Genomic DNA, 19768 nt, shown 5'->3' with positions numbered 1-19768 from the left:
TCCCGTGCCCGACCGTCCACGTCAGGCACTGAGGCCCGCCTTCCGGGGATGGCGGGCCCGCCGCCCGTTCTGGGGAGGGCTGCTGCTCGCCCTCGGCGGCGGTGAGATCCTGCTCACCGAGAAGGCCTCACTGAAGGTCGTGATGCACATCGGCATGCAGGGCCTGGCCGGCTATCTGCTGCCGACGCTGATGGTGCTGCTGGGCCTGCTCATCCTCTTCAATCCCGGCCAGCGCCTCTTCTACTCGATCACCGGCATCCTGGTGACGCTGGGCACCTGGCTCACCTCGAACCTGGGCGGCTTCTTCATCGGCCTCCTGCTCGGCGCCGTCGGCAGCTGCCTCGCCTTCGGCTGGCTCCCCGACCAGGAGCCCCGGGTGGACCGCCGCGAGCGCCGCGCCCAGGCGCGGGCCGCGGCGCAAGGTGCTGCCGCGGGCCCGGCCGGGGGCGTGGGCCAGGGCGTGGACGCGGGTACTGGTGCCGCGGCCGGAACCGGAGCGGGCGCGGGCGCGGGAGCCGGGGAACCGTCCTGAGGCGGCGCGTACGAAGCGGCGCGTACGAAGCGGCGGCCCTGAGGCGGCGCGTCGCACCGGCGCTCCGGGCCGGTCCCGACCATCGCCCGGCCACCACCCGAACGTCCCCCGAACAGGTGACTTGGGAACTTCTTTGCCGTCGCGGCGAGTTCATCGTGCGGACGGACGGCGGTGTACCGCCGTGCGAATGAGGCGATGGACGAAGGAGCTACGGCGTCATGGTGTTCAAAAGGCTGCTGGGGGCGATCGGGGTCGGCGGCCCCTCCGTGGACACGGTGCTGGACGGCGGTGCGGTCCGGCCGGGCGCCCCGCTGTCGGGCCGGGTCCTGCTGCGGGGCGGCGGGAGCGCCGTGGAGATCGAGCACGTCGGCCTGGAGCTGATCGCCCGTGTGGAGGCGGAGCACGAGGAGGGCGAGAGCGAGGGCACCGCCGTCTTCGAGCGGTTCACCGTCGGCGGCGGCTTCCGGCTCGGTGAGCAGGAGGAGCGCGAGCTGCGCTTCGGCGTGCCGCTGCCGTGGGAGACCCCGGTCACCGAGCTGTACGGCCGGCCCCTCGGCATCGTGCTGGGCGTGCGCACCGAGGTCGCGGTGGCCGGCGCCCGGGACAAGGGCGACCTGGACCCGCTGGCGGTCCGTCCGCTGCCCGTGCAGGAAGCGGTCCTGGAGGCGCTGGGCGCGCTGGGCTTCGGCTTCCGCTCCGCCGACCTGGAACTCGGCCGCATCGGGGGCACGGGCCAGCGGCTGCCGTTCTACCAGGAGATCGAGCTGACGCCGGCCCCGCGGTACGCCCACGCGGTGAACGAGATCGAGCTGACCTTCCTCGCCTCCCCCGCCGGCGTCGAGGTGGTCCTGGAGGCGGACAAGCGCGGTGGGCCGTTCTCCTCGGGCCATGACGCGCTGACCCGTTTCACCGTGCGCCACGAGGACGCCGCCGTCCTGGACTGGAACAGCGAAGTGGACGGCTGGATCCGGCGGCTGACCGAGCACCGCGAGGCCTACGACACCCACGCGGCGTACGGCCACGCCCCTGCCCACCACGGGTCCGTCGTCGATCACGGCCACCACCGCTCCGGCCCCGGCCTGGGCACCGCCGTGGCGGCGGGGGCGGCGGGCCTCGCCGTCGGCGTGGCGGGCGGTCTGGTGGCCGCCGAGGTCGTCGACGAGATCGGGGACTTCTTCGAAGGCGACGACGAGGACGGAGGGGAGGAAGGGGACGGGGGCGGCGAGGACTGAGCCCACCGCCGGGACGGTCGAGCGCGGCCGCCCGGACCGGGCATCCGCCCCGCCGTCGGCCGGCGGCGGCCGCCGGAGGCTACGCGTCAGGAGCGGTGGCGGCAGGAGAGTCCTTTCCGGTCTCCTCCTTCATCGCCTTCGCCTCGCTCTTGAGGACGCGCAGGGACTTGCCGAGGGAACGGGCGGTGTCCGGCAGCTTCCTGGAGCCGAAGAGCACCACGAGCACGACGGCGAGGATCAGCAGGTGCCAGGGCTCGAGTCCGTTGCGGAGCATGACCGCACCCTCCCAGTTCTCAGGTTCTTCCCGACGGGCCAGGCCGTGTCCGGCCTAGGGCTCCGATGCTCCCGGGTGGCTCCATACGCCCGCTGTATCGCGTGGCCGGGCGCCCGCTGGGGCGGTGCGCGGGGCCGGGACGGCATCGGCCGTCTCCCGCTCGGCGAGCCGGCCGACGAGGAGGCGTACGACGTCCACGACGTGGGCCTGCTCGCGGGGGTCCACGAAGTACACCTGGCGGCGGCCCTCGCGGCGGGAGCGGACGAGCCCGGCGAGCTTGAGCTTGGTCAGGTGCTGGCTGATCGCGGGCAGCGCGCCGCCGACCCGTTCGGCCAGTCCGGTGACGTCGCTCTCGCCGTGGGCCAGCGCCCACACCATGTGCAGCCGCGCGGGCGAGGCGAGCAGTCCGAAGGCCGCGGCCGCCTCGGTGAGCACCTCGGCCGAGGGGTCCTGCCGGCCCGTGCGGGGCGTCCCCATGGTCGCCGTCCTCCTGCCGCTCCTCGCTGTACACGCGTCGGGTGTGAGCCGTACGTGAGCCGTACGTGAGCTGCGCGTGCGCCCTGTGTGAATGTGTCCGGGGTCCAGTCTAGGTCGCCGGCGCGTGCCGGGGCCCCGGTGCGAGGGTGCCGTGACGCCCACGACGACGCGGGTGCCCCCGGAGATCCGGGGGCACCCGCGTGGTTCGGTCCGGCGGAAGCGGCGGCCGTGACCGCGTCGCTGACGGTCAGTCGAGACCGGCGGACTTCAGCCAGGTCCTGGCGACGTCCAGCGGGTCCTTGTGCTGCGACTGCACCTGGCCGGCCAGGTCCTGCAGGGTCGCCGTGTCCAGCTTGTGGGAGACCGCGTCGAGCGCCGCGACGCCCTTCTTGTCGAGGGCGTCCTTGCGGATGAGCGGCTGCACGTTCTCGAAGCCGAAGAGGTTCTTCGGGTCCTGGAGGACGACGAACTTCTCCTTGGCGATGGTCGGGTCCGTGGTGAAGATGTCCCCCACCTGCACGGCGTTCTTGGTCAGCGCCGTCTGGGTGAGCGGGCCGCCCGCGTCCAGCGCCTTGAAGGACTTGAACTCGAGCCCGTACACGTCCTTCAGGCCGACCAGGCCCTGCCGTCGGGTCTGGAACTCCGGCGAGGCACCGATGGTCAGGTCCTTCGCGACGGGCTTCAGGTCGGCGATGGAGGACTTCTCGGTGAGGTGGTACTTCTTCGCGGTGCTCGCGTTGACGGTCACCGAGTCCTTGTCCTGCGCAGGCGAGTACGCGGGCACCGTCAGTTTCGGGTCCAGCTTCTTCAGGATCGCCGACGTGGTCTCCTCGGCCGTCGTCGGCGCCGCCTTCGGGTCGAGGTAGGCCAGCAGCGCGCCGTTGTACTCGGGCAGCACCGAGATGGAGCCGTTCTTGAGCAGGCCGTAAGTGGTCTCGCGGCTGCCGATGTTCGGCTTGTAGGTGACCTTGACGCCCTTGGCCTTGAGGGCCTCGCCGTAGATGTCCGCGAGCAGGATGCTCTCGGCGAAGTTGTTGGAGCCGACGACCACGCCGTCGCCGCTCGTCTTCTTGTCCGAAAGGGGATCGCTGCCCTTGTCGTCGGAGGAGCCGCAGCCCGCCAGCAGAGCCGTAGCCGCCGCGAGGGCGACCACCGCCGCGCCTCGGTTCCTCCGGATGGTCCTGCTGATGCGGTTGGTGTGAGTCACCTACTGATCCAATCCAGCCGCTTCTTCGTCAGTCAAGTGCCTTCAGATCACTGATTGGCTTCAATCTGCGATCAGTTGGGAGCTTGTTGTAACGGATTCTTGATAAAGACCGAGCATATTGAGGCTTCAAGGAGCAGGTAGTCTCACCGAAGTTGATATCGGTCACAGCGGTGCACGGGGCCCGCTTCCGCCGTAAGGCGTCCCACGAAGGAGGCCCGGTGTCCACGAACGAGGTGGACGCGCCCGCCCGGCGTAGCCCGGTGCGCAGCGGTATGGGGGGCTTCGCCGACCGCTGGCCCTTCCGTCGCAAGCTCAACCTGCTCGTCGGCATCCCGCTCGCCGTCGTCGCCGTCCTGCTCTGGTACCTCGTCACCGACCTGATGCGGCAGTCGGACAGCGCCGAGTCGGCGGCCCGGACGGTACGGGACAGCGCCCAGGTCGCCCGGCTGGTGGACCGTCTGGAGGCCGAGCACCAGCAGGCGATCCTGCTCTCGGCGCGCTACGAGTCCGGCTACGCCACGCCCTCGCTGTCCGCCTACCGCGGTGCGCAGACCTCGGTGGACGCCCAGGCGAAGCGGGTGCGCGCCACCTTCGGCGACCGGCTCACCAGCACCGGCTCACAGGCCTTGAAGGACGTCGACGGCCTGTCCAGCCTGCGCCAGAGCGTCGAACGCGGCTATCTGCCCGCCGACAACATCGACCCCGCCTACACGGACGCGGCCGGCGGCCTCATCGACGGTCTCGGGCTGGACCGCGACAGCGACCTCGCCTCGACCTTCACCGGCAACCTGCTCGACTCCCTGCTGCGCGCGGACGCCGCCCACGGCGCCTTCGAGACCAGCGTGTTCTCCGCGACGACCGGGGACACCAACGCGCTGCTCGAGTTCACGCACGCGGTCGGCTCCAACGACCTGTACCGCCACCAGAGCGAGCGCTTCGGCCGGTTCGCCACCGAGCGGCAGGCGCGGCAACTGGCCGGCATGGACCGCTCGGCGGCCCAGCAGAAGATCGCGCAGGCCTACGCGGACCTGCAGATCGACCCCACCCGGCTGGAGGCCGGGTCGCGCGAGGAGATCCGGCAGGGGGTGCGGCGCGCGCTGACCGACTACCCGGACTACTCCCGCCAGGCCGCCGCCCGGCTGGAGATCACCACCTCGCTGATCGGCCAGATCGCCGACCGCGCCGACGCCGACGCGGACTCCGCCGAGTGGCGGGCCGGGCTGCTGCTGTACGGCGCGCTGCTCGGACTCGCGCTGTGGATCGCCTTCTCGGTGCTGGTGCGCCGCTCGGTGGTGCGGCCCGTGCAGGCGCTCACCGAGGCCGCGCGCGAGGTCGAGGAGGTGGCGGGCCGCGAGCTGGCCCGGGTCGCCGACGACGACGCCGAGGACGACGGGCCGCCCCGGCTGCGGGACATGCCGGTCACCGCGCGCGACGAGATCGGCGACTTGGCGGAGGCGTTCAACCGGGTGCAGACGACCGCGGCGGCGCTGCTGGCCCGTCAGGTGGTCAGCCGCCGCAACACCGCGGAGATGTTCGGCAACGTCGGCCGCCGGGTGAGCAACCTGACCACGCGCCAGCTCGCGCTGCTGGACTCCGTGGAGCGGGGTGAGACCGATCCGGTGCTGCTGGAGCGGCTGTACTCCATCGACCACATCGCCGTACGCCTGCGCCGCAACGCGGACAGTCTGATGCTGCTGGCCGGCATCCGGGAGACGGCGCTGGACGGCGAGCCACTGCCGCTGTCCACCGTGGTGCGGGCCGCGCTCGGGCAGATCGAGGGCTACCCGCGGGTCCGGCTGTACGCGGCGTCGGACGCGATGGTCGAGCCGGACGTCATCGGCGACCTCACGCTGATGACGGCCGAACTGCTGGAGAACGCGGTCTCGTTCTCGCCCGAGGGCAGCCCGGTGGAGGTGACCGTCAGGTCCGGCCCCGAGGGCGCCCACATCGTCGTCACCGACCACGGCCTCGGTATGAGCTCCGCGCGACTCGCCGAGGAGAACGCCCGGCTGATCCGCCGCGAGCGGCTGGACCTGGTGCCGACGAAGGTGCTGGGCCTGTTCGTGGTGGGTGCGCTGGCCCGCCGCTGGGAGATCGGGGTCGAGCTGACCCGGACCCCGGGCGGTGGTGTGACGGCGGAGGTGACGCTGCCGGCGTCGCTGCTGCTCACGCTCACTCCGGTGACGGCCGCGCCGCCGTCCCCGGTCGCCGTGGCGCCCGCGCCGGCCGACGCCGCCTCCGGGCCGATTCCGTCCGGCGCGGAAGACGAACGGCACGAACCGGCCGGTGAACTGCCCCGCCGCCGCCCGCGCCGGGACGCGGGGACCGCCGGGGCGGGGACCGCGGACGCGGACGTCACCGGCGTCGAGACCGCTGACGCCGGCACAGCTGACGCCGTGGCGTCCGGCACGACCGCCGGCTCCGGGACGACGGGCTACGGGGCCACCGGTTCCGGGACCACCGGTTCCGGGACCGCCGGTTCCGGGTCCGCCGAGGGGGAGACCCCCGCCCCCGGAGCCGTCGGCACCGAAGCCGTCGGCACCGAAGCCCCCGCCGCCGCCCCCGAGGCCACCACCCCCGGGGCCGCCCGCCCGGCAGCCGCCGGCACCGCGCGGTCCGGGGCCGAGCTGCCCGCGCCCGGCGGCGGCGCCCGTACCCTGCGCCGCAGGGTGCGCGGGGCCACGCTGCGTACCACCGCCGGGGCGGCGCAGGTCGTTCCGCAGGCCGCCCCCACCCGGGACGCGGAGGCGGAGCGCAGCGAACTGGAGGAGTTCGAGGCGGCGGTGGCCCGCGCCCACCGGGACAGCGACACCGGCACCCACGCGCGGCCGCCCGCCGCGCACCCCACGCCCCCCGCGCACGACCAGATCCACCTTCCGGAAGGAGCCGAGCAGTGAGCACGTCGACAGGTGACACCCCGACGGACGGCCCCGCGCCCACCGACCTGCAGGCCGCCGCGGCCGACTTCACCTGGCTGCTGAATCGTTTCGCGACGGAGACCGCCGGCGTCGTCGACGCCATCGCCGTCTCCTCCGACGGCCTGCTGATCGCGGTGTCGGAGCTGCGCGAGCGCGCCCACTCCGAGCGGCTCGCCGCGATCGTCTCGGGCATCACCAGCCTGGCCGCCGGGGCCTCCGGCAACTACGGCCTGGGCGGCCTCAACAAGGTCATCATCGATCTGGAGGGCGGCCATGTCATCGTCTCCGCGATCGGCAGCGGCGCCGTCCTCGGGGTGGTCGCCGACAAGGACGCCAAGCTCGGCAACATCGCGTACGAGATGACGGTGTTCGCCAACCGCGCCGGGGCCGCGCTCAGTCCGCAGCTGGTACTGGAGCTGAAGAACAGCGTCGGCGCCGCTTCGGCCCGCTGAGGAGGGACGCGTCGCCATGGCGGACGGCAGCCGGCCCCCGGGCCACGAACCGGTCGGGCCGGCGTCCGCCGTACGGCCGTTCCTGGTCACCGCCGGCCGGGTGGCGAACCCCGCCTCCGGCCGGGCGCTGCCGCTGGAGACCCAGGTGGTGGCCACCGCCGCCGGTCTCGCGGCGCTCGGCCGGCTCTCCTTCGAGCGGCACGACATCGTCGCGGCCTGCCGGCTGCCGCAGTCGGTCGCCGAGGTCGCGGCCCGGCTGCGGCTGCACCTGAACGTGGTCCGGGTCCTGGCCGAGGACCTGCAGGAGGCGGGGCAGCTCGCCGTGCACCTGCCCGACGTGGCGGCCGCCCACGACGCCTCCGTCCTGCGCAGGGTTATCGACGGCCTGCGGGCCGTCCCCGACTCCCGAGGGGTACCGAGTGACCATGACTGAACCGCTCACCCCGGTCACGGCCGCACCCACCGCCGCCGCACCCACCGCCGTACGGCCGCCGCTGCCGGTGAAGATGGTGATCGCGGGCGGGTTCGGCGTGGGCAAGACCACCACCGTCGGCTCCATCTCGGAGATCGAGCCGCTGACCACCGAGGCGGCCATCACCGAGGTCGCGGCGGGCGTGGACGACCTCACGCACACCCCCGCCAAGACCACCACCACGGTGGCGATGGACTTCGGGTGCGTCACCATCGACCCGACGCTCAAGCTCTACCTGTTCGGCACGCCCGGGCAGGAGCGGTTCGGGTTCATGTGGGACGACATCGTGGAGGGCGCGGTCGGCGGCCTCGTCGTCGTCGATACCCGTCGCCTGGACGACTGCTACGCGGCCGTCGACTACTTCGAGCACAAGGGCATCCCGTTCGCGGTGGCGGTCAACGCCTTCGACGGGAAGGTGGAGCACTCCCTGGAGGACGTCCGCTGGGCCCTGGACGTCTCCGAGGGCGTCCCCGTGCTGGTCTTCGACGCACGGGAGCGCGGCTCGGTGCGGGACGCGCTGCTCGTCGTGCTCGAACAGGCGCTGGCCCGCACCGAAGGCTGAGCCACCGGCCGTCACGGCCCCGGCCCTTCCCGCCTCGGCCGTGGCCGCCTCAGCCGTCCGCCGCCTCAGCCGTTGCGGCGGACCCCCGGCGAGACCGCGATCCGGGACACCGCCCAGAACACGGCGAGGCTCGCCAGGGCCATGGCGGCCACCAGGGTGGCGCCGCCGACGACCTTCTCGTAGTTCCGCTGGTAGAGGCCGTCGATGATGAACCGGCCGAGGCCGCCGAGGCTCACGTAGGCGGCGATGGTGGCGGTGGAGACGATCTGGACGGTGGCGGTGAGCAGGCCCCCCAGGATGAGCGGGAGCGCGACCGGCAGCTCCACCTGGAACAGGACCCGGGTCTCCGACATCCCCATGCCGCGCGCCGCGTCCACCGGAGACGGGTCGACCGAGCGGACCGCCTCGTAGGTGGTGACCAGGATCGGCGGTACGGCGAGCACCACCAGCGGGATCATCACCGCCGTCATGCCGAACCCGATCCAGATGAACATCAGCACCAGCAGACCGAAGCTGGGCAGGGCCCGGCCCGCGGTGGCGATCAGCGCGAGCACGTTGCCGCCGCGCCCGGTGTGGCCGGTGACCAGGCCGACGGGCAGCCCGACGGCGGCGGCGACGGCCAGTGCCTCGAGGGTGTAGCCGATGTGCTCGGCGACCCGGGTGGGGATGCCGTCGTAGCCGTGCCAGTGGGCGCCGTCGCTGAAGAACGCCTGGACGAAGTGGAGCACGTTCACCGGGTGGCTCCCTTCCTGGGCATCCAGGGGGTGAGCAGGAAGCGGACGAGGATGAGCACGGCGTCGGCGAGGATGGCCAGGACGGCGGTGGTCAGCACGGAGTTCACGGCCAGTTCGGGCCGGTGGTAGATGTTGGCGTCGTTGAGCAGGTTGCCGAGGGCGCCCTGATTGCCGATGAGCATGCCGACGCTGACCAGCGAGATGCTGGAGACGGTGGCCACCCGCAGGCCCGCGATGATCGCGGGCACGGCGATGGGCAACTGGACCTGCAGGTAACGGCGCAGCGGCCCCAGGCCCATGGCGGTGGCCGCGGCGAGCGTCTCCTGCGGGACCGAGCGGACGCCGTCCACGATCGCCGGGACCAGCACCACCAGGCTGTACACGGCGAGCGGGATCATCACCGTGGTCTCGGTCTGGCCGGTGTAGTCGATGAGCACGACGAAGAAGGCCAGCGACGGGACGGCGTACAGCACGGTCGTCACGCCGAGCACGGGCGGGTAGAGCCAGCGGAACCGCACGCAGAGCTGGGCCAGCGGCAGCGAGACCAGCAGCCCGGCCAGCACCGGCAGCAGCGCCTCGCGCAGGTGCAGTCCGATCAGTCCGGCGTAGCTGTGCTGGAGGTCGCTCGGGATGTCGAAGAAGCCGCTCATCGCGCGGCCTCGACGCCGGCGCGGTCCGCCACCCGGCCGTGGGCGTCCCGGATCGCCTCGCCGATGACCTGCTGGGACACGACGCCGACGGCACGGCCCTCGCCGTCGACGGCCACGGCCCAGCCGGTCGGCGACAGCACGGCCCCGTCGAGCGCGGTGCGCAGGGAGTCCTTGCCGGGCACGAACGGCCGCCCGTACGGCAGCAGCAGGGCGGGGTCGATCCGCCCGGCGGTGAGGTCGTCCGGCGCGCCCCAGCCGAGCGGCTTGCCGTCGTGGTCGGTGACGAGGAGGTAGGGGGCCGGGCCGGGTGCGGCGAGCCGCTTCGCGTCCGCGTCGACGGCGACGAGGGGGGCGGTCTGCAGCTCCAGGTCGCCGGACGGGAAGAAGGACAGCCGCCGGATGCCACGGTCGGCGCCGAGGAAGTCCTCCACGAAGGGGTCGGCGGGCGCGCTGAGCAGTTCGGCGGGTGGCGCGAACTGGGCGAGCCTGCCGCCGGTGCGCAGCACGGCGACCATCGTGCCGAGCTTGATGGCCTCGTCGATGTCGTGGGTGACGAAGACGATCGTCTTGCCCAGTTCGTCCTGCAGCCGCAGCAGTTCGTCCTGCAGACCCTTGCGGACGACCGGGTCGACGGCGGAGAACGGCTCGTCCATCAGCAGCACCGGCGGGTCGGCGGCGAGCGCCCGGGCCACGCCGACGCGCTGCTGCTGGCCGCCGGAGAGCTGGTAGGGGTACCGCTTGGCGAGGGCGCTGTCGAGGCCGACCCGCTCCATCAGCTCGGCGGCCCGCGCCCGGGCCTTCTGCTTGCCCCAGCCGAGCAGCCGGGGCACGGTGGCGATGTTGTCGACGATGGTGCGGTGCTGGAAGAGACCGGCGTTCTGGATCACGTACCCCATGGACCGGCGCAGGGTGTCGACCGGCTGCTGCCGGATGTCGCGGCCGTCGAGGAGGATGCTGCCCTCGCTGGGTTCCACCATCCGGTTGATCATCCGCAGGGTGGTCGTCTTGCCGCAGCCGGAGGGGCCGACGAGGACGGTGATGGCGCGGTCGGGTATCTCCAGGGACAGGTGGTCGACGGCCACCGTGCCGTCCGGGTACCGCTTGGTGACTGACTCTATCCGTATCAAAACGCCGCGTGCCCTTCGGTTTCTGGCGAAGACTTGGCCGTTGCCCGGAGAGTCTAGACGGCATGTGTTTCAGCACGTCGGCGGGGAAGTCAAGGGCGGCCGGACGTATCCGACAACCAAGGCTGATGGCCGTCAGTTGGGAAACGGGAAGAGCAAGTCGCCTTGCTGTGCGATCAGTTGCCCCGGCGTGACCGACCGCGCCGTGCGAGCCGCCCGGGACGGTGAGCCGGTCAGCCGCCTCCCCTTCTCCGCCCGCCCGCGTGCCGACGGAAGGGTGGCTCACCCGGCCGTCGGCTCCGCGGCCGCCTCCTCCGGCAGGTGCCCGTGGCGTGGCTGGGGCCGGGCGGCGAGGACGGCCACGTCGTCCTCCGCGTGGCGGGCGTCGAGGCGGGCGAGGATGGTGTCCAGGATGTGGTCGACGCCGTCGCCGGGGGTGAAGCGCAGGGCGGCCAGGCGGGCGAGGGAGCTGTCGATGTCCTCGCCGCGGCGCTCCACGAGGCCGTCGGTGAACAGCACCAGGGTCTGGCCGGGTGCCAGCTCGTGGGTGGCGGACTCGTAGCCGCCGAAGCCGGTGCCGAGCGGGGGCCCGACCGGGACCCCGAGCAGGGCGGCCCGTCCGTCCCCGTCGATGAGCAGGGGCGGCAGGTGGCCCGCGCTGGACAGCGTGAGCCGGCCCCGGCCGGGGTCGGCCCGCGCGAGCAGACAGGTGGCCGGTCTGCGGCCGCCCTCGCCGGCGGCGATGTCGTCGAGCTGCCGCAGGACGCGGTGCGGAGGCAGGTCGGCGGAGGCGATGTAGCGCAGCGCGGAGCGGTAGGCGCTCATGTCGACGGCGGCCTCGAGGCCGTGGCCCATCACGTCGCCGACGACCAGCAGGGTGCGGCCGAAGTGCAGCCGTACGGTCTCGCACCAGTCGCCGCCGACCAGCACCCGGCTGCTGCCGGAGGGCAGGTAGCGGATGGCGACGTGCAGGTTGGGGTGCGGGCGGCCGGGCTCCGCCAGCAGCGCGCGCTGCAGGTCGCCGGCGGTGCGGTCGACCAGCTCGTGGGAGCGGGCGTGGCGGATGTGGGAGGCGGCGCGTTCGGCGAGGAGCGCGAGCCGTTCGGCCTCGGTCCGGGTGAAGGGGCTGCCCCGCCGGGCGGCGACCAGGACGCCGTACCGGTCGGCTCCGCTGGTCAGCGCCACGCACAGGACGGTGAGGCCGGGGCTGCCGGGCGGCCGGCCGGTCCAGGGCCGGGGCGGGCCGCCGGCCGTGGGGGGCTGCGCCTCACGGACGGCGGCCGCGGCCCACCGGGCGTCGGGCAGCGCGTCCGTGGTCCCGGCGGCCGCCTCGTACCCGGTGGCGCCGTGCTCGCCGCGGCGCAGCACCGCGGCCGCGCCGCCCGCCAGCCGTACGGCGGCCCGGGTCAGCTCGGCGCAGGTCGTGCCCTCGTCGAGGGTGGTGCCGATGCCGTCGGCGAGGGCGCGCAGCGCCTCCAGGCGTGCCGCCTCGTCCTGCGGCTCGCCCGCTCCGGCCGGTCCGTGCCGGCCCACGGGCGGCAGGGACCCGGCCCGGGCCTGGATCCAGCGTGCGACACCCCTCACGTCCACAGAATCTCAAACAGGAGCGAGCCGGGCACCAGCCACGGGTCTCCCGGCCGCCCCTGAGGTCCCAGGAGCCCCGGGCCCCGCAGGACCCTGGGCCCCGCGGGTGTCAGGCCCCTTCGGGTTCGAGCCGCAGCGAGACGCTGTTGATGCAGTACCGCTGGTCGGTGGGGGTGGGATAGCCCTCCCCCGCGAAGACATGGCCGAGGTGGGAGCCGCAGCGGGAGCAGCGGACCTCGGTGCGGACCATGCCGTGGGAGCGGTCCTCGATCAGCTCGACCGCGTCGGTGTCCTTCGGGTCGTAGAAGGACGGCCAGCCGCAGTGCGACTCGAACTTGGTGGTGGAGGTGAACAGTTCGGCACCGCAGGCGCGACAGGAGTAGACGCCCTTGGTCCTGGTGTCGGTGTACTCACCGGTGAAGGCGGGCTCGGTGCCGGCCTGGCGCAGTACCGCGTACTCCGCCGGGGTCAGCTCCGCGCGCCACTCCTCGTCCGTCTTCTCGACGTCGTACGACATGAGCCTCAGCCCCTTCACTGCTGCGACAGGCGGTCCAGGATCCGCGGGCCCAGGTCGGTCACGTCGCCCGCGCCCATGGTGAGAACGAGATCACCGGGCTTCGCCATTCCCGCGATCGCCGCCGGGATCTCCGCCTTGTCGTGCACGGCCGTGACGTCGGCCCCCGCCGCCCGCGCGGCCTCGATGATCAGCTCGCTGGTCACCCCGGGGATCGGGTCCTCGCGGGCCGGGTAGATGTCGAGCACCACGGAGGCGTCGGCGAGGGCGAGCGACTGGCCCATCTCCTTGCCGAGCTCCTGGGTGCGGGAGAACAGGTGCGGCTGGAAGACGACCAGGATCCGGGCCTCGCCCGCGGCGGACCGCATGGCCTCCAGGTCGGCGGTCATCTCGGTGGGGTGGTGGGCGTAGGAGTCGATGACCTGGACCCCGGCCGACTCGCCCTTGAGCTGCAGGCGCCGCTTGACACCGGTGTAGGCGGCCAGCGCGGGCGCCAGCTCGGCGGCCGGGATGCCGAGGGCGGCACCGGCGGCGAGCGCCGCGACGGCGTTGAGGGCGTAGTGCCGGCCGGGCACGGAGACCCCGAAGGTCAGCTCCTGGCCGTCCAGCAGCACGGTGACCCGGCTGCTGAGCCCCTGCGGCACGATGGCCAGGACCCGCACGTCGGCGTCGGCGGCCTCGCCGTAGGTCACGGTCCGCACCGAGTCCGGCAGCCGCCGGGTCAGTTCCCGCGCGCCCTCGTGGTCGGCGGAGATCACCAGGGTGCCGCCGGGCACGATCTTCCCGGCGAAGGTCTCGAAGGACTCGTAGATCTCGTCGATCGAGGCGTAGTTGGCGTGGTGGTCCAGCTCGACGTTGAGGACGATGGCGACCTGGGGCGCGTACTTGTGGAAGCTGCGGTCGGACTCGTCGGCCTCGGCGACGAAGATGTCGCCGTCGCCGTGCAGCGCGTTCGAGCCGGGGGCGTCGAGGTCGCCGCCGATGGCGTACGAGGGGCGCAGGCCCAGCTCGGTGAGGGAGACGGCCAGCATCGAGGTCGTGGTGGTCTTGCCGTGCGTGCCGGCCACGGCGATCGGCCGCAGGCCCTCCATCAGGGCGGCCAGCGCGTCGGAGCGGTGGACCACGGGGACGCCCAGCTCGGCGGCGCGGACCAGTTCCGGGTTGTCCGGGCGGATGGCGGACGACACGACGACGCAGCTCGCGTCGTCGGCGAGGTGCCCGGCGGCGTGCCCGATGTGGACGGTGGCGCCCAGCGCCCGCAGCGCCTCGGCGGTCGCGGACTCCTTGGCGTCGCTGCCCGCGACCTTCGCCCCGCGCTGGGCGAGGATCTTGGCGATCCCCGACATCCCGGCGCCGCCGATGCCGATGAAGTGCGGTCGGTCCATGGCGGTGGGAAGTCCGGGTGCCATGCAGTTCTCCGTAGGGTCCGGTACGAGCGGGGGCAGCCCTACCCTATGCGGTGCGGCACCGGGCGCCTCGCAACGGGCGCACGGAGCCACGCCCCGGGTCGGCCCGCTACGCCTTGCTGTGCGAGAACAGCTTCAGCACGGGCACGCCGACCTTGTGCCGGGCCCGGGAGGCCCAGTCGCGGTGGAAGAACTCCTCCACGTAGTGCGGATCGGTCAGCACGATGACCTCGTCGGCCCCGACCTCGGCGACCAGGCTCTTCAGGGCGTCCAGCGGATGGTCCTCGACCAGCCGGCCCTCGGCGGCGCTGCCGGCGGCCCGCAGTGCCGTCAGGGACACGTCGAGCGCCTGCCGCCCCACGCTCCTGGCCTCCTCGCCCTCGGGCGTCGCGCCCTCGCGGCGGGCCTCGTCCAGTTCCCCGAGCGCGATGTCGTCGATGGCCCGCAGCAGCCGGTCGGCCTGGTCGCCGCGCGGCTGGAGCAGGACGTGGAAGGCGACGGGCTCCTCACCGTGCAGGGTGGTGACGAACTCCACGTCGGCGGACGTCAGGGCCTTCTCGATCATCAGAACGCTTGTGAACACCAGACGCCTCTCTCCTCCGTGGGTCCGGGTCAGACCCTGCGGAAACCATCCTGCCCCGTGATCGCACGGGTAGTGCCGGACCTAGTGTGCCCGCCCGGACGACAAACGGAACGGCTGATTCCGTTCATGTCAGGACCGACGGTAGCGACTGAACAGAAAACCGTCCTCTTCCAGCAGGGACACCAGTTCGAAGCGGCGCGGGACCGCGACGGCCGGCCCCCCGGCGATGCGCTGCGCGTCCCCCGCGGTCAGCATCGGCGCGACGGTCAGGCAGAGCTCGTCGAGCACGTCGGCGGCCACCAGCTGGCCGAGCAGCCGGGGGCCGCCCTCGGTGAGCAGCCGGGTGTGGCCGAGTTCCGCCAGGGCCCGCACCGCGCGCGCGGGGTCGACCCCCATGCCCTCCCCGGCGACGACCACCCGCGCCCCGGCCTTCTCGGCCGCGGCGACCCGGTCCGGGGCCGCGGCGGCGCCGGTCAGCAGCAGGGTGGGCACCAGGGGCGAGGTGAACAGCGGCAGCGAGAAGTCCAGCTCCAGGCCGGCGGTGACGATCGCGATCGCGGGGGCCCGGCCCTGCCCCGCGGCCGTCCGGGCCGCGGCGAACTCGGCCCGCGCGCGTGCGGGGCGGTAGCCCTCCTGCCGTACCGTTTCCGCACCCACCACGATCACATCGGCGAGCGCCCGCAGCGTGCCGAAGATCCGCATGTCGGCCGCGTTGGAGATGGGCTGGGAGTGCCCCTCGTGCTGGGCCGCGCCGTCGAGGGTGGAGACCATGTTGGCCCGCAGCCACGGCCGCGGGCCGCCGACGGCGGCGCCGGGCTCGGGGTAGGCGTAGGCGGCGGCCAGCTCGGCGAGGCTCCAGTCGCGGCCCGCCCCCGCGCCGGCGGGACCGCCGGGCGGCACCGCCGCCCGCGCACCGGCCGCCGCGCCCACCTCCCCGCCCTCCCGGCCCTCCGGACCCGTGCCGGGGGCCTGGGCTGCTGTTTCATAGGTCACAGGGAACAGGCGTCGCATGTCGTGCAGTCTGACACGGCGCTTAGCATGGGTAACCGTGTCGTCCTCCACCACCACCCCCGGTTCCGGCCCCCTGACCGACGCGGGCCCCCTGTCGCTGTGCGCCCGCGAGCCGCACGTGCCCGCGGACCGGCTGGTCGCCGAGATGGTGCCGCCGCCGCGCTTCGACGCGGTCCGCTTCGCCACGTACATCCCGGACCCGAACCAGCCCAGCCAGACCGAGGCCGTGACGGTCCTCGAGAACTTCGCGGCCGGACTCGGCGGGGCGCACGCCGTCGGCGGCGGCCGGCGCGGCCTCTTCGGGTTCGGCCGGTCCAGGGCACCGAAGACCCCGGCCGGTCCACGGGGCGTCTACCTGGACGGCGGCTACGGCGTCGGCAAGACCCACCTGCTCGCCTCCCTGTGGCACGCCACCCCGGCCGAGCCCGCGCTCAAGGCGTTCGGCACCTTCGTGGAGCTGACCAACCTGGTCGGCGCGCTGGGCTTCCAGAAGACCGTGCAGACCCTCGGCGGCCACCGCCTGCTCTGCATCGACGAGTTCGAGCTGGACGACCCGGGCGACACCGTGCTCGTCTCCACGCTGCTCGGCAAGCTGGTCGAGTCGGGCGTGGCGCTCGCCGCGACCTCCAACACGCTGCCGGGCAAGCTCGGCGAGGGCCGGTTCGCGGCCGCGGACTTCCTGCGCGAGATCCAGGGCCTGTCCGCGCACTTCCGCGCGCTGCGCATCGACGGCGAGGACTACCGCCACCGCGGCCTGCCCGAGGCCCCGGCGCCGTTCACCGACGAGGAGGTGACCAAGGCGGCGTACGCCACCCCGGGCGCCTCGCTGGACGACTTCCCGCACCTCCTGGAGCACCTCGCCAAGGTGCACCCGAGCCGCTACGGCGCCCTGACGGACGGGCTGACGGCGGTGTGCCTCACCGACGTGCGGCCGGTGCCCGACCAGTCGACGGCGCTGCGGCTCGTGGTGCTGGCGGACCGGCTCTACGACCGCGAGGTGCCGGTGCTCGCCTCGGGGCAGCCGTTCGACCGGCTGTTCAGCGAGGAGATGCTGAAGGGCGGCTACCGCAAGAAGTACTTCCGCGCGATATCCCGGCTCACCGCCCTCGCCCGCGACGCGAAGGGCCTCGTCGACCAGTAGTACAAGCACGGGTTCACGCCACCCGACCGGCTTTTTCCACGCTCTCTTCCGCGCGTTGCGCCCAGTTGACCCTGCAAAGGACTTTGCAGGGTTAACGTGTTTCTTGACCAACCATTGACCAATGCTTGGTGCGCGTGAAAGGTGTGAACTCCGGGGAGGAGGGTGCATGTTCCGAGGCAGGACGGCTCGGGCCCTGCTTTTCCTCTTCGCCGCCACCCTGCTCGCCCTGCCGCTGTTCGCTGTCGACGGAAGCTTCGCACCCGCTCACACCCTCAGTGAGGCGAGGGCCAAGGCCGCGGCGGCACCCTTCGCGGAACAGGTGTGCCATCCGGGCCACGCGCCCACGGGCGTCCCGCACACCCACGACAGGCGGCGCGGCCGCCCCTGCGGGCCGGCTCCGGAACGCCCGCTCATACCCCGGCGGTCGGCCGCCCCGCGGCCGGCCGGCGCGGCCGGTGCCCCGCATCACCGGACCACGAGATCCTCCAGAGCCCACTCCACGGCAGCTCTTCAGGTCTTCCGCTGCTGAGGGACGGCTCCCTCCCCCACACCCACGAACGTCGTGCAAGCCCGACGCGCCGGTGCGGCGCGCCAGGAGGAGTCCACACGCATGCAGCCCCTCATCGACAACGCCCGTACCTTCGGACAGCGCCCTGAGGAGTTCGCCGAGCTCGCAGAAGGCCAGTCCCCACAGGTCCTGTTCATCACCTGCTCCGATTCCCGGGTCGTCCCGGCCCTGATCACCGGCGCCCGCCCGGGCGAGCTCTTCGAGCTGCGCACCGCGGGCAACATCGTCCCCCCGTACGCCTCGCAGCACCCCACCGGCGAGGCCGCCACCATCGAGTACGCCGTGGAGGTGCTGGGCGTCCGCGACATCGTCGTCTGCGGCCACTCGCACTGCGGCGCCGTCGGCGCGCTGGTGCGCGGTGACGACCTGACCGCCGTGCCCGCCGTCCGCGACTGGCTGGCGCAGGCCACCCCGCGCCCGGCCGGCGCGGCCGAGGACCCGGAGGTCGCCGAAGCCGTCCAGAGCCATGTCCTGACCCAGCTGCTGCGGCTGCGCTCGTACCCGTGCATCGAGCGGAGGCTGGCGCGCGGCGGGCTCGGCCTGCACGGCTGGTACTACGAGGTGCACACCGGCGCCGTCCGGACGCACCGCGCGCGGACCGACACCTTCGAAGCCCTGTGAGCGCGCCGATGAACAGCACACCTCCCACTTCCCCCACACCTCCCACTTCCCCCACACCCCCCACTCCCTCCGGCTCCCCGGACTCCCCCGCCTCCCCGGGGCTCATATCCCGGCTCCCCCATCTGCGGCGGGACTTCGCCGCCTCCCTCGTCGTCTTCCTGGTCGCGCTCCCGCTGTGCGTGGGCGTGGCCGTCGCCTCGGGGGTGCCGGCCGAACTCGGCCTGGTCACCGGCATCGTGGGCGGCATCGTCACCGGGCTGATGCGGGGCAGCAGCCTCCAGGTGTCCGGTCCCGCCGCCGGGTTGACGGTCCTCGTCTTCGAGGCGGTCAAGGAGTTCGGGCTGCCGTCGCTCGGCGTGATCGTCCTGTCCTGCGGACTGCTCCAGATCCTCATGGGCGCGCTGCGGCTGGGCCGGTACTTCCGGGCGATCTCGGTCTCGGTCGTCGAGGGCATGCTGGCCGGGATCGGGCTGGTCCTGATCGCCGGCCAGCTGTACCCGGCACTCGCCGCCAAGGCCCCCGACTCGGGTCTCGGCAAGCTGGCGGGGCTGCCGGGGGCGCTCCTCGACGCCCTCGGCGACGGCGCCGCCCTGGCCTCCCTCGCGCTGTGCGCGGGCACCGTCGCGGTGCTGCTGCTGTGGCGGCTCGCACCGGCGCGGGTGCGCACGGTGCCCGGTCCGCTGGCCGCCGTGGGGCTCGCCACGGCGGCCGTGGCGGGTCTCGGACTGCCGGTGGCCACCGTGGAGGTGCGGGGGCTGCTGGACTCGGTCCAGCCGCCGCCGCTGAGCGCCTTCGGCGGCCTCGCGGGCGCCGGACTGCTCGGCACGATCGTCGCGTTCACGCTGATCGCGTCCGCCGAGTCGCTGTTCAGCGCGGCGGCGGTGGACCGGCTGCACGACGGGCCGCGCACCCGGTACGACCAGGAACTGGTCGCGCAGGGCGCGGGCAACACGCTGTGCGGGCTGCTGGGCGCGCTGCCGATGACCGCGGTGATCGTGCGCAGCGCGGCCAACGTCCAGGCGGGCGCCCGCACCAAGGCCTCCCGGGTGCTGCACGGCGTGTGGCTGCTCCTCTTCGCCGCCCTGCTGCCGGACGTCCTCGCCCTCATCCCGGTCCCGGCGCTCGCGGGCATCCTGATCCACTCGGGCGCCAAGCTGGTCCCGGCCCGGGCGCTGGCCGCGCTGTGGCGCGAACAGCGGGGCGAGGCCGTCGTCCTGACGGTCACCGCCCTGTCCATCGTGGCGGTCAGCATGTTCGAGGGGGTGCTGATCGGACTGGCGCTCGCGGTCGTCAAGACGGCCTGGGAGGCCTCGCACCTGCGGCTCGAGGTGGTCGACAAGGGCGCCGGCCCGATCGAGGCCCGGCTGTCGGGGAACGCGACCTTCCTGCGGCTGCCGAGGATCCTCGACAGCCTGGAGTCGCTGCCCCAGGACCGCCCGGTCCGGCTCGACCTCTCGGGGCTGCACCACCTGGACCACGCCTGCCGCACGGCCCTGGAGAACTGGGCGGCACGCCACAGCACACCGGGCACCGTCCCGGTCCAGGTCACGGCTCCGGCGCCACGCGCCGCCCCGGCGGGCACCCCGGCCGCCTGACCGGCCGGAGCCCCGGGCCCGCCTCGCCGGTCTTCCCGGCGGGCGGGCCCGGGACCCGGCCATGGCTTCCGCCCCGAGCCCGGCATATCGTTACAGCAACAGACAAAGCAG

Annotated in this window: 20 protein-coding genes; 9 read left to right on the top strand and 11 right to left on the bottom strand. The window is 73.4% G+C overall.

Annotated features, from left to right (window positions below; genetic code table 11):
• The first annotated feature begins 4 nt into the window (after window positions 1-4).
• On the top strand, window positions 5-532 hold the full coding sequence (locus B446_RS28565) for a DUF6114 domain-containing protein (protein ID WP_020942910.1): 528 nt from the start codon (window positions 5-7) through the stop codon (window positions 530-532).
• A 218-nt stretch (window positions 533-750) separates the two neighbouring features.
• A complete protein-coding gene (locus B446_RS28560; protein WP_020942909.1) occupies window positions 751-1764 on the top strand; it encodes a sporulation protein in 1014 nt (337 codons plus the stop codon).
• A gap of 79 nt (window positions 1765-1843) precedes the next feature.
• On the opposite strand, the gene tatA is transcribed toward B446_RS28560, so the two are convergent.
• The 3 genes from tatA to B446_RS28545 all read right to left on the bottom strand — a co-directional run bounded on the left by tatA (window position 1844) and on the right by B446_RS28545 (window position 3722).
• Window positions 1844-2038 (bottom strand): Sec-independent protein translocase subunit TatA, encoded by a 195-nt coding sequence (gene tatA / locus B446_RS28555; protein WP_020942908.1) that lies wholly within the window; start codon window positions 2036-2038, stop codon window positions 1844-1846.
• Between the two features lie 54 nt (window positions 2039-2092).
• Window positions 2093-2515 carry an ArsR/SmtB family transcription factor gene (locus tag B446_RS28550; protein ID WP_020942907.1) on the bottom strand — a complete coding sequence of 141 codons (423 nt, stop codon included), beginning with the start codon at window positions 2513-2515 and terminating at the stop codon, window positions 2093-2095.
• Window positions 2516-2762: 247 nt separating this feature from the next.
• Entirely contained in the window at window positions 2763-3722 is a 960-nt protein-coding gene (locus tag B446_RS28545; RefSeq protein ID WP_043476594.1) for an ABC transporter substrate-binding protein, read from the bottom strand.
• Between the two features lie 218 nt (window positions 3723-3940).
• Between B446_RS28545 and B446_RS28540 the strand changes: the two genes are divergently transcribed.
• The 4 genes from B446_RS28540 to B446_RS28525 are packed head-to-tail and all read left to right on the top strand — an operon-like array spanning window position 3941 to window position 8126.
• The gene (locus B446_RS28540) at window positions 3941-6619 is read left to right on the top strand and encodes a sensor histidine kinase (RefSeq protein ID WP_020942905.1); all 2679 of its coding nucleotides are present in this window, start codon (window positions 3941-3943) and stop codon (window positions 6617-6619) included.
• Window positions 6616-7092: a roadblock/LC7 domain-containing protein gene (locus B446_RS28535; RefSeq protein ID WP_020942904.1), complete on the top strand. Its 477-nt coding sequence runs from the start codon at window positions 6616-6618 to the stop codon at window positions 7090-7092. Before B446_RS28540 ends, B446_RS28535 begins: the two co-directional genes overlap by 4 nt.
• A 16-nt stretch (window positions 7093-7108) precedes the next feature.
• A complete protein-coding gene (locus B446_RS28530; RefSeq protein WP_020942903.1) occupies window positions 7109-7525 on the top strand; it encodes a DUF742 domain-containing protein in 417 nt (138 codons plus the stop codon).
• Complete coding sequence (locus B446_RS28525; protein ID WP_043476591.1) at window positions 7512-8126, top strand: GTP-binding protein; 615 nt, start codon at window positions 7512-7514, stop codon at window positions 8124-8126. The genes B446_RS28530 and B446_RS28525 overlap by 14 nt, the downstream gene beginning before the upstream one ends.
• Before the next feature lie 65 nt (window positions 8127-8191).
• Here B446_RS28525 and B446_RS28520 read toward each other — a convergent pair whose 3' ends face one another.
• The 8 genes from B446_RS28520 to B446_RS28485 form a co-directional block, all read right to left on the bottom strand.
• The gene (locus tag B446_RS28520) at window positions 8192-8860 is read right to left on the bottom strand and encodes an ABC transporter permease (RefSeq protein ID WP_020942901.1); all 669 of its coding nucleotides are present in this window, start codon (window positions 8858-8860) and stop codon (window positions 8192-8194) included.
• Window positions 8857-9510: an ABC transporter permease gene (locus B446_RS28515; RefSeq protein ID WP_020942900.1), complete on the bottom strand. Its 654-nt coding sequence runs from the start codon at window positions 9508-9510 to the stop codon at window positions 8857-8859. Before B446_RS28515 ends, B446_RS28520 begins: the two co-directional genes overlap by 4 nt.
• A complete protein-coding gene (locus B446_RS28510; protein WP_020942899.1) occupies window positions 9507-10637 on the bottom strand; it encodes an ABC transporter ATP-binding protein in 1131 nt (376 codons plus the stop codon). The genes B446_RS28515 and B446_RS28510 overlap by 4 nt, the downstream gene beginning before the upstream one ends.
• Before the next feature lie 279 nt (window positions 10638-10916).
• Window positions 10917-12218: a PP2C family protein-serine/threonine phosphatase gene (locus B446_RS28505; protein WP_193384507.1), complete on the bottom strand. Its 1302-nt coding sequence runs from the start codon at window positions 12216-12218 to the stop codon at window positions 10917-10919.
• A 109-nt stretch (window positions 12219-12327) separates the two neighbouring features.
• On the bottom strand, window positions 12328-12735 hold the full coding sequence (gene msrB, locus B446_RS28500) for a peptide-methionine (R)-S-oxide reductase MsrB (RefSeq protein WP_020942897.1): 408 nt from the start codon (window positions 12733-12735) through the stop codon (window positions 12328-12330).
• A 14-nt stretch (window positions 12736-12749) separates the two neighbouring features.
• On the bottom strand, window positions 12750-14141 hold the full coding sequence (murC, locus tag B446_RS28495; RefSeq protein ID WP_020942896.1) for a UDP-N-acetylmuramate--L-alanine ligase: 1392 nt from the start codon (window positions 14139-14141) through the stop codon (window positions 12750-12752).
• Between the two features lie 106 nt (window positions 14142-14247).
• Window positions 14248-14721, bottom strand: coding sequence for a hypothetical protein (locus B446_RS28490; protein WP_020942895.1), 474 nt, complete (start codon window positions 14719-14721; stop codon window positions 14248-14250).
• 129 nt (window positions 14722-14850) lie between these two features.
• Complete coding sequence (locus tag B446_RS28485; RefSeq protein WP_078614828.1) at window positions 14851-15732, bottom strand: pyrimidine reductase family protein; 882 nt, start codon at window positions 15730-15732, stop codon at window positions 14851-14853.
• Between B446_RS28485 and zapE the strand changes: the two genes are divergently transcribed.
• The 3 genes from zapE to B446_RS28470 all read left to right on the top strand — a co-directional run bounded on the left by zapE (window position 15731) and on the right by B446_RS28470 (window position 19657).
• Window positions 15731-16873, top strand: coding sequence for a cell division protein ZapE (zapE, locus tag B446_RS28480; RefSeq protein WP_388066204.1), 1143 nt, complete (start codon window positions 15731-15733; stop codon window positions 16871-16873). The two genes, B446_RS28485 and zapE, sit on opposite strands and share 2 nt — an antisense overlap.
• A 610-nt stretch (window positions 16874-17483) precedes the next feature.
• Window positions 17484-18062, top strand: a complete 579-nt coding sequence (locus B446_RS28475; protein WP_020942891.1) for a carbonic anhydrase — start codon at window positions 17484-17486, stop codon at window positions 18060-18062.
• Window positions 18063-18070: 8 nt separating this feature from the next.
• Window positions 18071-19657, top strand: a complete 1587-nt coding sequence (locus tag B446_RS28470) for a SulP family inorganic anion transporter (protein WP_078614827.1) — start codon at window positions 18071-18073, stop codon at window positions 19655-19657.
• Window positions 19658-19768: the final 111 nt, after the last annotated feature.

Source organism: Streptomyces collinus Tu 365, assembly GCF_000444875.1.
Lineage (GTDB): Bacteria > Actinomycetota > Actinomycetes > Streptomycetales > Streptomycetaceae > Streptomyces > Streptomyces collinus_A.
The sequence above is the reverse complement of the archived record's forward strand: the minus strand, read 5'-3'. Positions and strand labels throughout refer to the sequence as shown.